At 47.0% G+C, this 13,411-nt stretch carries 11 protein-coding genes; 10 read left to right on the plus strand and 1 reads right to left on the minus strand.

Translation table 11 applies throughout. From position 1 onward, the window contains the following. The first annotated feature begins 78 nt into the window (after nt 1-78). The 5 genes from rnr to cysS all read left to right on the plus strand — a co-directional run bounded on the left by rnr (nt 79) and on the right by cysS (nt 7,296). A complete protein-coding gene (gene rnr, locus BMX82_RS06520; protein ID WP_091767054.1) occupies nt 79-2,277 on the plus strand; it encodes a ribonuclease R in 2,199 nt (732 codons plus the stop codon). A gap of 234 nt (nt 2,278-2,511) precedes the next feature. Further along, entirely contained in the window at nt 2,512-3,531 is a 1,020-nt protein-coding gene (locus BMX82_RS06525) for a sensor histidine kinase (protein ID WP_036913910.1), read from the plus strand. A 25-nt stretch (nt 3,532-3,556) separates the two neighbouring features. After that, nucleotides 3,557-4,204 (plus strand): PAQR family membrane homeostasis protein TrhA, encoded by a 648-nt coding sequence (trhA, locus tag BMX82_RS06530; RefSeq protein WP_091767058.1) that lies wholly within the window; start codon nt 3,557-3,559, stop codon nt 4,202-4,204. A 92-nt stretch (nt 4,205-4,296) separates the two neighbouring features. After that, nucleotides 4,297-5,802, plus strand: a complete 1,506-nt coding sequence (locus BMX82_RS06535) for a succinate CoA transferase (protein ID WP_036913906.1) — start codon at nt 4,297-4,299, stop codon at nt 5,800-5,802. Between the two features lie 3 nt (nt 5,803-5,805). After that, complete coding sequence (cysS, locus tag BMX82_RS06540) at nt 5,806-7,296, plus strand: cysteine--tRNA ligase (protein ID WP_036913904.1); 1,491 nt, start codon at nt 5,806-5,808, stop codon at nt 7,294-7,296. A gap of 17 nt (nt 7,297-7,313) precedes the next feature. On the opposite strand, the gene BMX82_RS06545 is transcribed toward cysS, so the two are convergent. Further along, complete coding sequence (locus BMX82_RS06545; protein ID WP_036913901.1) at nt 7,314-8,078, minus strand: C1 family peptidase; 765 nt, start codon at nt 8,076-8,078, stop codon at nt 7,314-7,316. A gap of 121 nt (nt 8,079-8,199) precedes the next feature. Between BMX82_RS06545 and BMX82_RS06550 the strand changes: the two genes are divergently transcribed. Genes BMX82_RS06550 through BMX82_RS06570 form a run of 5 tightly spaced genes read left to right on the plus strand, consistent with a single transcriptional unit; the run spans nt 8,200 to nt 13,410 of the window. Then, nucleotides 8,200-8,823, plus strand: coding sequence for a deoxynucleoside kinase (locus BMX82_RS06550; RefSeq protein WP_036913898.1), 624 nt, complete (start codon nt 8,200-8,202; stop codon nt 8,821-8,823). Between the two features lie 23 nt (nt 8,824-8,846). After that, complete coding sequence (locus BMX82_RS06555; protein WP_036913895.1) at nt 8,847-9,467, plus strand: deoxynucleoside kinase; 621 nt, start codon at nt 8,847-8,849, stop codon at nt 9,465-9,467. Nucleotides 9,468-9,472: 5 nt separating this feature from the next. After that, nucleotides 9,473-10,732 carry a peptidase U32 family protein gene (locus BMX82_RS06560; RefSeq protein ID WP_091767310.1) on the plus strand — a complete coding sequence of 420 codons (1,260 nt, stop codon included), beginning with the start codon at nt 9,473-9,475 and terminating at the stop codon, nt 10,730-10,732. Beyond that, complete coding sequence (locus BMX82_RS06565) at nt 10,722-11,144, plus strand: SufE family protein (RefSeq protein ID WP_036913892.1); 423 nt, start codon at nt 10,722-10,724, stop codon at nt 11,142-11,144. Before BMX82_RS06560 ends, BMX82_RS06565 begins: the two co-directional genes overlap by 11 nt. Nucleotides 11,145-11,172: 28 nt before the next feature. Further along, a complete protein-coding gene (locus BMX82_RS06570) occupies nt 11,173-13,410 on the plus strand; it encodes an anaerobic ribonucleoside triphosphate reductase (RefSeq protein ID WP_036913889.1) in 2,238 nt (745 codons plus the stop codon). Nucleotide 13,411: the final 1 nt, after the last annotated feature.

Genomic DNA, 13,411 nt, shown 5'->3' on the forward strand with positions numbered 1-13,411 from the left:
TTAAATTTTGGGTGCAAAGATACGTAATTTTCCGGAAAAATGCGTATCTTTGCCAAAAACTTAAAAGAATAGAAATCTATGGGAAAGAAAAAAGGAGGTAAACGCTTAGGGAAGAAACAAGTCAGCGAACTGCTGCAGAATCTCTTCCAGCATAACCCTAATGAGACATTTACATTCAAACAGATATTCAGGACCCTTAAGCTCGACACGCATCCTCTAAAGATGCTCGCCATCGATACGATGGAGGAGATGGCATGGGACGACTTTCTGTCGAAGGTCAGTGATAACTCTTACCGTCTGAACCTCAAGACACAGGTTCAGGAAGGTGTGTTCCGTCGCAAGGTGAGTGGTCGTAACTCATTCTTGCCCGATGATGGCGGTACGCCAGTCTTTGTGGCGGAGCGCAACTCTATGTCGGCTATGGATGGCGACAGGGTAAAGGTGTCGTATATGGCCCGTCGCGACAAGCACATCAAGGAGGCTATGGTGATTGAGATTGTGAAGCGTGCCCATGATACGATTGTGGGTAAGCTCCGTGTCGAGAAAGATATGGCATTCCTTATTCCGCAGGATTCGACCTTCGTTCACGATATCATTATCCCTAAGCGTAAGTTGAAGGGCGGCAAGACAGATGACAAGGCGGTGGTGAAAGTCATCCAGTGGCCCGACAACGAGCATAAGAACATCATCGGTTCCGTAATCGACATCTTAGGCAAGACGGGTGAGAATAATGCCGAGATGCATGCCATCTTGGCTCAGTATAGTCTGCCCTATAAGTATCCTAAGAACGTAGAGGATGCCGCAGAGAAGATTGATGCAGGTATTACGCCGCAGGAGATAGAGCGCCGCGAGGATATGCGTGACGTCTTTACCTGTACTATCGATCCCAAGGATGCCAAGGACTTCGACGATGCCCTCAGCATCCGTAAGCTCGATAACGGACTTTGGGAGGTAGGCGTTCATATCGCTGATGTGAGCCATTATGTGAAAGAAGGTTCAACCATCGATAAGGAAGCCTTCAACCGCGCCACGAGTATCTATCTCGTCGATCGCACCATTCCCATGCTGCCCGAGCGTTTGTGTAACTTCATCTGCTCGCTCCGTCCCGACGAGGAGAAACTCTGCTATAGCGTCATCTTTCAGATGGACGATGAGGCTAATGTGAAGAAGTGGCATCTTGCTCATACCGTCATCAGGAGCGATCGTCGTTATGCTTACGAAGAAGTGCAGCAGATACTTGAAGACAATGGCGTGAAGGATGGTACAGGTGAGCCTGCTCCCCCCGCAACGAAGAAAAATCCATATAAGGGCGAGAACGCCAACGAACTCATTAAGCTTGATGCCCTCGCCAAGAAACTCCGTGCAGCCCGCTTCAAGAACGGCAGCGTGAAGTTCGACCGTGAGGAACTCCACTTCGATATCGATGAGACGGGCAAACCCGTAAAGGCTTACTTTAAAACCTCAAAGGATGCCAATAAGCTCATCGAGGAATTCATGCTGCTGGCTAATAAGACCGTAGCAGAGTCGGTGGGACGTGTGAAGAAAGGCACTAAAGCCAAGACGCTACCCTATCGTATCCACGACCAGCCCGATCCCACAAAGCTTGAGAACCTGCGCCAGTTCGTGGCTAAGTTTGGCTATAAGGTGAAGACCAGCGGTACAAAGGGGGCTATCACCAAGTCGCTCAATGCCCTGATGACAGAGGCCGAGGGTACACGAGAGCAGAATGCCATTGAGACAGTAGCCCTGCGTGCCATGATGAAGGCTAAGTACAGCGTTCATAACATCGGTCACTATGGATTGGCCTTCGACTACTATACTCACTTCACGTCGCCCATTCGTCGCTATCCCGATATGATGGTTCACCGCTTGCTCACCAAGTATCAGGACGGTGCCCGCTCAGCTAATAAGGATAAGTATGAGGAGTTCTGCGAGCATTGCAGCGATATGGAGCAGATCAGTCAGAATGCCGAGCGCGATAGTATCAAGTACAAAATGGTAGAGTTCATGGCTGATAAGATAGGTAATACCTATGATGCCCACATCTCGGGGCTTACCTCCTACGGCATTTATGCCCAGATTGACGAGACTCATTGTGAAGGTATGATTCCCATCCGTGACTTAGGCAATGATTATTATGATTTCGACGAGAAGAACTTCGTCATTGTTGGTCGTCGAAATCATACCAAGTATCAGCTGGGCGACCCCATCCGTATCCAGGTAGCCCGTGCCAACCTCGAGCGCAAACAGCTCGACTTCACCTTGGCTGATGAGTAATGCTTATAAGGCACGCACGCTGCGTCGGAAAAGGTGTGCGTGCCGGTCGAACGAAAAATTCGTATTGGAGTAAAATCTCCTGAATTGGTGTTTTTTTGTTCATTTATGCGCTTTTTTTGCACGAAATAGCGCATTTTTGTCGTTATTGTGCAATTTGTGGCTAGAATATTTGGTTTTTCTAGGAAAAAATTGCTATCTTTGCAGTACCATAAACTGAAAATTCTATATTTGTAAATGTCACAACTTATAGATCAACATATATTGAATCTCGCCTTTTCTGGTCTCCAGATGGGCGTTGGAGTCTACGATAAAGAAGGGCGTCTGACGACCTGCAATGAGGAATTCAAGAAAATGAAGAGTGCCTATCTCATAGGTGATGAGCTGTTGAAGGAGGTTGTCCGGAAGGGTAAAAGTGAACGGAGACTGTTGACTGGTCATGACGGGATGGTGCTGGAAGCTTTCATTTCACCATATACTGACGAGAAGGGCGAAACAGCCGGTTATGTGTATCGGCTCGCCAATGTGTCTTCTGGTGAGGCTCCGTCAAAAGAGAAACATCTGGAGGAGATATTCCTTGATAATGTGAGTCATGAGATACGTACGCCGCTTAATTCTATCGTGGGCTTCTGTGATTTGCTCAACGGCGTGACGGGTAAACATCTGGAAGAGACGGAGAAGTTAGTCATGAAGGACCATATTCATCGTAATGCCAACCGTTTGCTGATGGTGGTGAACGATGTGCTCGACCTCTCGAAAATGCAGAAGGGATGTCTGACGCTTCACAAGACCGTGGTTAGTCTGATGGAAGTTTGCTATAAGGCAAGAGAGAGCGTGAAACATGAGATGTCGCCCAATGTGAAGTTGCAGCATGAGTATCCCGTAGCCCTGAAAGATACCTATATCTATACCGATGGTAAGCGCCTGGAACAGTTGCTGCGTATTTTCCTGGAAAATGCCTGTCAGCATACGGGTGAAGGTTGCGTGACTCTGAAGGTGAAGACGTTTGAGTCGTCAGAGACGGGTCGGGATATGCTTCAGTTGCGCGTCGACGATACGGGTGAGGGTATTGCTCCAGATCAGTACGACTTGCTCTTTAAACCATTCCGAAAGCTCGACCGTAAGTCGGAAGGCCTTGGTGTTGGTCTGGCCATTTGTAAGGAGATAGCCCGACTGCTCGATGGACGAGTATATTTCAACGACGATTACCTGGAAGGTGCTAGTTTTGTTTTTGAAATGCCATTCGAAGAAGTCTGACGTGCTCCTATATTTATATAGGTAGATGATTAGGTATACAAAAAGGGAGGAGATATGGAATGCCGTCTCGCATGGCGGAGGCGTCTTGCTTGGTGTCGTGATTGGCATCATTTTTCTTGTTTGGTGTTTCCAAAGCGATAATGATTGGGCACGGATAGGAGTAATCCTCTATCTTTTCGGAATGTTGGGTAGCTATGTAGCTTCAACCCTTTATCATTCTATCAAACATCACTCCAAGTGGAAAGAGCGGTTGCGTAAATGGGACCATGCCGCTATCTATTGGCATATAGCGGGAAGCTACTCGCCCCTGACGCTGATAGCGCTCCGGGAACAGGGCTATTGGGGCTGGAGTCTGTTCTGCTTTGTGTGGGCCTGCGCCATTGCAGGGACTATCGTGAGTTTTGTCCATCTGAAAGAGCACTCTAATCTTGAGACATTCTGTTTCGTGGGCATGGGACTGAGTGTGCTTGTAGCCTTTAAGCCGTTGATAGATTCTGTATCGACGGCAGCTGTGGTCTGGATAATTGCTGAGGGCGTGTGCTATATTACAGGAGCGGTGTTCTATTCGCTCAACAAGAAAAAATATATGCACTCTGTGTTCCACTTCTTTGTCCTGGCGGGTTCGGTATGTCACATCATAGCAGTTTGGGATGTGCTGATGGAGCAGCTGTAAAGGTAAAAAGGTAAAAAAGGTAAGGCTTTTATTTGGTGGTTTGCCCGATTATTATTAATTTTGCACGCAAAATTTGCAAATTTAACACAAATATGGCTTATACACGTATGACTGCTGCCGAGGCTGCAGCACTGATTAAGAATGGCGATCATATCGCTATGAGTGGCTTTACACCTGCGGGTGTAGCCAAGGCAACAACGAAAGAGTTGGCGAAAATCGCCGTTGCTGAGCATGAAGCAGGGCGCGAGTTTAAAGTAGCAATCTTTACTGGTGCCTCAACAGGTCAGAGTACCGATGGCGACTTGGCAAATGCTCAGGCTATCCTCTATCGTGCTCCTTATACAACAAACCCTGATTTCCGTAAGCATGTGAATATGGGTGAGATACCCTACAACGACCTCCATCTGAGCCACATGGCACAAGAGTTGCGCTATGGCTTCTATGGTCCGTTGGACTGGGCTATTCTCGAGGTGTGCGATATTGAAGAAGCTGGTAGCGATTATCATGTATATCTGACTGCTGCTGGCGGTATCTCTCCTACAGCGGCCCGTTTGGCCAAACATGTGATATTGGAACTCAACAGTTTCCATAACGCCAATGCCAAGTTCATCCACGATGTGTATGAGCCCCTTGATCCTCCTTACCGTAAGGCTATCCCCATTGAACATGTAGGCGACCGTATTGGAAAGCCTTATGTGTCAATCCCCAAGGAGAAGGTGGTAGGTGTCGTAGAGTGTAACATCCCCGACGAGGCGCGTGCTTTCAAAGACAGCGATCCCGTAACGGATAAGATAGGATTCCTGACAGCTGAGTTCCTGGTAGAGGAGATGCGCAAGGGTCGTATCCCCAAGGAGTTTCTGCCCTTGCAGAGTGGCGTGGGTTCAACGGCTAATGCAATCCTCGGCGCTCTGGGTGAGGACAAGCATGTGCCCGACTTCAATATCTATACTGAGGTGATTCAGAACTCAGTCATCGAGATGATGCTTAATGGTCGTGTGAAGGATGCTTCAGCATGTTCACTCACTGTATCTAACGAGTGTCTGATGGATGTGTATAACAACATGGACTATATGAAGAAACACCTGACACTGCGTCAGAGTGAGATATCTAACTCGCCGGAGGTTATCCGTCGATTGGGCGTTATTGCTATCAATACAGCCATTGAAGCTGATCTCTATGGAAACGTGAACTCTACCCATATCAGCGGTACTAAGATGATGAACGGTATTGGCGGTTCGGGTGACTTTATCCGTAATGCTTACCTGAGTATCTTTACTTGTCCTTCAATGGCTAAGGGTGGCGTTATCTCTTCGATAGTACCTTTTGTAAGCCATCAAGACAGCTCGGAGCACGATGTGAACATCATCGTCACAGAACAGGGTGTAGCAGACCTGCGCGGTAAGAGTCCGGCACAGCGTGCCGAGTGCATCATCGAGAATTGTGCTCATCCTGACTATAAGCAGTTGTTATGGGACTATCTGAAAATATCGAAGATGGGACAGACCCGTCATAACCTGACTGCCGCCTTCGCCATGCACGACACGCTGGCTCGCAAGGGCGATATGAAACTGACAGATTTTGCAGAATATATTAAATAACAGATGGATTCGAAATTAGTAATTTATAATACTTTGACGCGACAGAAGGAGCGTTTCGAACCCCTTCACGCCCCCAACGTGGGCATGTATGTTTGTGGTCCTACCGTGTATGGCGATCCCCATCTGGGACACGCCCGTCCTGCCATTACTTTCGATCTGGTGTTCCGTTATCTGAAACATCTTGGCTATAAAGTAAGATATGTGCGAAACATTACTGACGTAGGTCATTTGGAGCATGATGCCGACGAGGGGGAGGACAAGATAGCCAAGAAAGCTCGTCTGGAGCAGTTGGAACCAATGGAGATTGCCCAGTATTATACCAATCGTTATCATGCAGCGATGGATGCACTCAATGTGCTTCGTCCTTCGATTGAACCCCACGCTACTGGTCACATCATCGAGCAGCAGCAGTTGGTACAGCAGATTATCGATAATGGTTTTGCCTATGAGAGTAATGGTTCTATCTATTTTGATATAGAGGCTTATAACAAAAAGTTTCAGTATGGTATCCTTTCCGGTCGTTCACTTGAGAACGTGAAGGATGCCAGTCGTGAGCTCGACGGTGTAGGCGAGAAGCATAACCAGGCAGACTTTGCCCTGTGGAAGAAGGCTCAGCCAGAACATATCATGCGCTGGCCTTCGCCTTGGAGCGACGGATTTCCTGGTTGGCATTGCGAGTGTACGGCCATGGGGCGTAAGTACCTTGGCGAAGAGTTCGATATCCATGGCGGTGGTATGGACCTCGTGTTCCCACATCATGAGTGTGAGATTGCTCAGGCTCAGGCCTCAATGGGGCATCCTGCTGTAAAGTATTGGATGCACAACAACATGCTCACCATCAACGGACAGAAGATGGGCAAGTCGTATAATAACTTCATCACGCTGGAGCAGTTCTTTACGGGTAATCATCCTCTGTTGGAGAAAGCCTACTCACCCATGACGATTCGTTTCTTCGTCCTGAGTGCCCACTACCGTGGAACGGTTGACTTCTCTAACGAGGCTCTTGTGGCTGCAGAGAAGGGATTGGAGAAACTGATGAATGCTATCAGCGATCTGGATCGTGTTCAGGTGAGTGACAAGTGCGATGCTGAGACAGAGAAAGTTGTGAAGGCGCTGCGCCAGAAGTGCTACGACGCCATGAATGATGATTTTGCTACGCCACAGGTAATCAGTAACCTCTTTGAGGCATGTACCGTGGTGAATAAGCTTACCGACCACAAGGCAACCATCTGCGCTGATTGCTTGAAGGAGTTGTCAGAGACCATGCGCCTCTTTGCTTTTGACATTCTTGGATTGAGGGCAGAGAAGAGCGGTTCGAACGACAGCCGTGAGGATGCTTTTGGTAAAGTGGTTGATATGGTTCTTGAGCTTCGCGCCAAGGCTAAGGCCGATAAGGACTGGGCTACCAGCGATAAGATTCGCGATGAACTTGCTGCTGCAGGTTTCGAGGTGAAAGATACGAAAGACGGTGTTACCTGGAAACTGAATAAATAAATTAGAAAAGAGGCGTATCAATTTTGATACGCCTCTTTTGTCATAACAACAGAGATGGTGTGTTCTCTGAAATGGACGAATGCAATGTAGTCAAGTCCGCCGTATGGCCGATCTGAGCCCCAGGAATTCTTCATGATGAAGTATTTGTTCCCATCTTCGTCATGAGCAATGCCCACGATAGCCATGCTGTGTTTATCATCACTCCAACACACGCCATGATGCTGGCGTACGGCGTGTTCTGTTTTCTGAATCAGCGAGTCCATGGGGATGTTTAAGTAACGGTCGTGCAACCAGTTGTCTTCTGTTTCCAACTCAATTTCTTGGTAATAGGTTTTGTCGCTGTTGCTCATCAGTTGTATGTATTCTCCTGGTTTACATACACTGCGGGCAAATTCCTGTGGCGTGTAAGTGGCACCAAGCATGAATACCCACTTTGGAGCAGGCGTCTCAACCTTCCGCATGGCATCATAGCCCACGATGCCGTATTTTTCAATCAGCCTGAGCAAAGTCGCAGCCTCGCCATGTTTGTTTTTAGGCGCATCAGGTTCTTGCTCCATCAGTTTCTCAATATAATAAGGCGAGAGATTTACAGAGTCGCCCCATGACAGATGTTCCGTCTCGATGGCGGCGAGCATGGCATAGATCCAACACGTTTCACTGTCGCCCTGATCTTTGATTGGCGTCATACGGTTGAGCATCTCATTGGTGAAATGCTCGGGTTCCTTTTGTGTACAGCCTATACAGAGCAGAAAGACAAATAATATTGTAAAAATACGTTTCATAACCGCTGGCAAAGGTACAATAAAATTTCCAAAATATCTGCCAATAATTTCTATTTCGTTTGGCAATGTGCAAAATATTGTGTAACTTTGACCCCTCAAAAATAGAAGAATTAAGAGAGGGATGCATATAGCTGTTGCGGGAAATATAGGTAGCGGGAAATCAACGCTGACGAAGATGCTGGCCAAACACTATGGTTGGGAACCTCGTTTTGAGGCGGTTGATAGAAATCCGTACTTGGAAGACTACTATCGCGATATCCACAGGTGGTCTTTTAACCTTGAGATATATTTCCTCAAGGAACGTTTCCGCGATCTTATCGCTATCTCGCAGTCGGAACATACTATCATTCAGGATCGTACTATCTTCGAGGGCGTATATGTGTTTATGGAGAATAACAGATCCATGGGTAATTTGTCAGACCGCGACTATGCAACTTATATGGAACTTTTCGAGCAGATGATATCAATGGTGCGCCTGCCTGATCTGCTAATTTATCTGCGTGCTTCAGTGCCTCATCTGGTTAATAACATCCAGCAGCGGGGCAGAGACTATGAGCAGTCAATGCAGTTGGAATATCTGCAGAACCTCAATGAGCGTTATGACGACTTTATATATCACAAGTATCAGGGACGTGTGATGACCATAGAGAAGGATAATTTGGATTTCCTTCATAATCCAAAGGACCTGGCTCGGATCATTGACCGTATCGATGCTACTCTCTTTGGCCTCTTTCCTAATCAGTAATTGACTTTTATAAATGTAGTATTATGCATATCGCAGTAGCAGGAAATATTGGCAGTGGTAAGACCACCCTCACAAAATTGCTCGCCCATCGTTATGGATGGACGCCACGTTTTGAGCCTGTAGATAATAATCCTTATCTGGCCGATTTCTATGCCGACATGCCTAGATGGTCGTTCAATCTTCAGATTTACTTTCTCAATAAACGATTCAAGGAAGTGGTGGAAATCTCGAAGTCGAAGGAGACAATCATACAGGACAGAACCATTTTCGAGGATGCTCGTATCTTTGCGCCTAATTTGCATGGGCAGGGAATGATGAGTGATCGTGATTTTCAGAATTATACGGATCTCTTCGACTTGATGATGTCGCTGGTGAAACTGCCTGACCTGATGATATATATCCGCTCCAGCATTCCAACACTGGTGGCTCAGATTCAGAAACGCGGACGCGACTTTGAACAGACCATGCGCCTGGATTATCTTCAGGGACTGGAGAAACGTTACGAAGACTGGATCGCTACCTATAATGGCCCACTGATTATTGTTGACGGCGACCATTGTAAATTTGGGGATTTCCCTGAAGACTTCAAGATGGTGACCGATATGATTGACGCTAAGCTATATGGACTTTTCCCAATGGATTGAAAATGATGAACCAAACGATAAAAGACTTTGAAATTATGGCGCCCGTCGGTTCTCGTGAGTCGTTGGTAGCAGCCATACAGGCAGGTGCCGACAGTATCTATTTCGGCATCGAGAAACTGAACATGCGAGCACACTCCGCCTCTACCTTTACGATTGATGATCTTAAGGAGATGGCACAGACATGCAATGAACACGGTATAAAAAGCTACCTGACCGTCAATACCATTATATATGGTGAGGATATTCCATTGATGCACGAGATTATCGATGCGGCCAAGGAAGCTGGTATCTCGGCTGTTATTGCCTCAGATGTGGCTGTGATGACCTATTGTAATAAGGTAGGTCAGGAGGTACATCTTTCTACGCAGTTGAATATTTCTAATATCGAGGCTCTGCGCTTCTACGCCCAGTTTGCTGATGTGGTGGTGTTGGCGCGCGAACTGAATATGGATCAAGTGGCAGAAATCTACCGTCAGGTAGAAGCGGAACATATTTGTGGCCCAAGTGGCGAGCAGATTCGTATTGAGATGTTCTGCCATGGGGCCCTCTGTATGGCTATCAGCGGTAAGTGTTATATGAGTCTCGACAATGCCAACCGTTCGGCCAATCGTGGCGAGTGCATTCAGATATGCCGTCGTAGCTATACGGTTACTGATAATGAAACAGGCAATCAGTTGGAAATCGATAATAAGTACATCATGTCGCCCAAGGACCTGAAGACCGTTCGCTTTATTGACAGGATGATGAAGTCGGGCGTCCGGGTGTTTAAGATTGAGGGACGTGCCCGTGGTCCGGAATATGTCTATACCGTAGTGAAGTGTTATAAGGAGGCCATTCAGTCTGTACTCGACGGAACCTTTACAGAAGAGAAGAAGGACGAGTGGGATGAGCGACTGGCTACCGTTTTTAACCGTGGATTCTGGGACGGCTATTATCAAGGACAGAAACTGGGCGAGTGGAATAAGAACTATGGTTCGAATGCTACAGAGCGCAAGGTGTACATCGGCAAGGGCGTGAAGTACTTCTCGAAATTGGGTGTGGCGGAGTTTACCGTTGAGGCCAATACCTTTAAAGTGGGTGACAATATGCTGATAACGGGTCCTACCACAGGAGTGATGTATGTAACGGCCGATGAGATTCATGGCGATAATGGTCCTATAGAGCAGGCCCATCAGGGAACGAAGGTCTCTATTGCTGTGACGGGCAAGGTGCGCCCAAGTGACAAATTGTTTAAATTAGAAAAGACAGAACAACATGACAATTAATGAAATTCAAGATGAGATTATAGAGGAGTTCAGTGGCTTCGACGACTGGATGGATAAATACCAGTTGTTAATTGATCTTGGCAACGAACAGGAGCCGCTTGACGAGAAATACAAGACGGAGAATAATCTGATTGATGGATGCCAAAGTCGTGTGTGGCTGCAGGCAGATTATCTTGATGGTAAGATTCATTTCTCTGCCGAGAGTGATGCTTTGATTGTGAAGGGCATCGTGGCTCTTCTTATAAGAGTGCTCAGCGACCATACGCCAAAGGAAATACTCGATGCAGATCTTTATTTCATCGAGGAGATAGGACTGAAAGAGCACCTCTCGCCAACACGTAGCAACGGCTTGGTGGCTATGGTGAAGCAGATGCGTGTCTATGCGCTTGCTTTCAGTGCAAAAGAAGGATAATACTTAATACTAAAAACTTGATATATATATGATTCAAACAGTTGTAAAGCGCGACGGACGTATTGTCGGCTTCAATGAGCAGAAAATCATGGCTGCCATTCGTAAAGCGATGCTCCATACTGACAGGGGCGAAGACGAACGTTTGTTGTATCAGATAACCGATCACATTGCTCAGCGTGGTGAGAGCCAGATGACAGTAGAACAGATTCAGGATGCCGTAGAGGTAGAACTGATGAAGTCGAGCCGTAAGGACGTGGCTCAGAAGTACATCGCCTACCGCAATCAACGTTCTATTGCCCGTAAGGCCAAAACGCGTGATGTGTTCCTTGATATTGTAAACATCAAAAACAACGATGTTACTCGTGAGAATGCCAACATGAATGCCGACACACCTGCAGGCATGATGATGAAGTTCGCATCAGAGACAACCAAACCTTTCGTAGATGATTATCTGCTTTCAGAAGACAGCCGTGATGCTGTAGAGCACAACTATCTGCATATTCATGATAAGGACTATTACCCCACAAAGTCGCTCACTTGTGTACAGCATCCGCTCAATCATATTCTGAACTGTGGCTTCATTGCGGGTCATGGCGCTTCACGTCCTGCAAAACGCATCGAGACAGCCTCTGTGTTGGCTTGTATCTCTATGGAATGTGCACAGAATGAGATGCATGGTGGACAGGCTATCCCCGCATTCGACTTCTATTTAGCTCCTTATGTGCGTATGAGCTATATTGAAGAGTTGAAGCATCTTGAGGAACTGAATGGTGAGAGCTATAAAGATCTTTACGATGAGCCGTTGATGGACTATATCAAAAAACCGCTTGATGGGCTGACAGGTCGTGAGCGTGCTCAGCAACATGCCATCAATAAGACGGTGGGTCGTGTTCATCAGGCTATGGAGGCTTTTATTCATAATATGAACACCATCCACTCTCGTGGCGGTAACCAGGTGGTTTTCTCTTCAATCAACTATGGAACGGACACTTCAGCAGAAGGCCGTTGTGTGATGCGTGAGATTCTGCTCTCTACTTATGAAGGTGTAGGTGGTGGCGAAACCGCAATATTCCCCATTCAGATATGGAAGAAGAAGCGTGGCGTGAACTATCTGCCTGAGGATCGTAACTTCGACCTCTATCAGTTGGCTTGTAAGGTAACGGCCCGCCGTTTCTTTCCTAACTTCCTGAATCTTGATGCCTCATTTAATCAGGATGAGGCGTGGAAAGCTGACGATCCAGAGCGATATATTCATGAAGTGGCTACCATGGGTTGTCGTACTCGTGTGTTTGAAAACCGCTTTGGACCAAAGACAAGTATCGGACGCGGTAATATCTCCTTCTCTACAATCAATATTGTGAAACTCGCCATTGAGTGTATGGAAGAGGCTGATGAGCAGAAACGCATAGATATGTTCTTTGCCAAGCTCGACCACATGCTGGAGGTTACTGCCCAGCAACTCGACGATCGCTTCCAGTTCCAGAAGACAGCCTTTGCAAAGCAATTCCCTCTGTTGATGAAGAGCCTTTGGATTGGAGCAGATAAACTGGGCCCGATGGATACTATCGAAAGTGTGATTAATCAGGGTACGTTAGGTATTGGATTTATCGGACTGGCTGAATGTCTGGTAGCTCTTATAGGCAAGCATCACGGCGAAAGTGAGAAGGCGCAGGAGTTAGGTTTGAAGATCGTGACTTACATGCGTGATCGTGTCAACGATTTCTGTCAGCAGTTCCATCATAACTACTCAGTGCTTGCAACTCCCGCAGAGGGCCTGAGTGGCAAGTTCACGAAGAAAGACCGCAAACAGTTTGGTGTCATCCCTGGTGTTACTGATCGTGACTATTATACCAACTCGAACCATGTGCCAGTCTATTACAAGTGCTCAGCCCGTCATAAGGCAGAGATTGAGGCGCCTTATCATAACCTGACTCGTGGTGGTCACATCTTCTATGTGGAGATTGATGGCGATGCCACACACAATCCTCAGGTCATTATGAGTGTGGTTGACATGATGGATCAGTTTGATATGGGCTATGGGTCGGTGAACCACAACCGCAACCGTTGCATGGATTGTGGCTATGAGAATGCAGATGATCATTTGGAAGTCTGCCCGAAGTGTGGTTCAAAGAATATCGATAAGTTACAGCGCATCACAGGCTATCTAGTTGGAACAACTGATCGCTGGAATAGTGGTAAACTGGCAGAACTTAATGATCGTGTGACACACATCGATCATGGCTCGCAAGACATGTTTGAGAGCTAGC

Origin of the sequence: Prevotella sp. khp7, assembly GCF_900109055.1 — a bacterium.
Taxonomy (GTDB): domain Bacteria; phylum Bacteroidota; class Bacteroidia; order Bacteroidales; family Bacteroidaceae; genus Prevotella.

Bases quoted from the DNA above. Each gene is read 5' to 3' on its own strand.
- BMX82_RS06570 (WP_036913889.1), top strand. From the start codon at position 11,173: ATGATTCAAACAGTTGTAAAGCGCGACGGACGTATTGTCGGCTTCAAT.
- cysS (WP_036913904.1), top strand. From the start codon at position 5,806: ATGGATTCGAAATTAGTAATTTATAATACTTTGACGCGACAGAAGGAG.
- BMX82_RS06535 (WP_036913906.1), top strand. From the start codon at position 4,297: ATGGCTTATACACGTATGACTGCTGCCGAGGCTGCAGCACTGATTAAG.
- BMX82_RS06565 (WP_036913892.1), top strand. From the start codon at position 10,722: ATGACAATTAATGAAATTCAAGATGAGATTATAGAGGAGTTCAGTGGC.
- BMX82_RS06555 (WP_036913895.1), top strand. From the start codon at position 8,847: ATGCATATCGCAGTAGCAGGAAATATTGGCAGTGGTAAGACCACCCTC.
- rnr (WP_091767054.1), top strand. From the start codon at position 79: ATGGGAAAGAAAAAAGGAGGTAAACGCTTAGGGAAGAAACAAGTCAGC.
- trhA (WP_091767058.1), top strand. From the start codon at position 3,557: ATGATTAGGTATACAAAAAGGGAGGAGATATGGAATGCCGTCTCGCAT.
- BMX82_RS06545 (WP_036913901.1), bottom strand. From the start codon at position 8,078: ATGAAACGTATTTTTACAATATTATTTGTCTTTCTGCTCTGTATAGGC.
- BMX82_RS06560 (WP_091767310.1), top strand. From the start codon at position 9,473: ATGAACCAAACGATAAAAGACTTTGAAATTATGGCGCCCGTCGGTTCT.
- BMX82_RS06550 (WP_036913898.1), top strand. From the start codon at position 8,200: ATGCATATAGCTGTTGCGGGAAATATAGGTAGCGGGAAATCAACGCTG.
- BMX82_RS06525 (WP_036913910.1), top strand. From the start codon at position 2,512: ATGTCACAACTTATAGATCAACATATATTGAATCTCGCCTTTTCTGGT.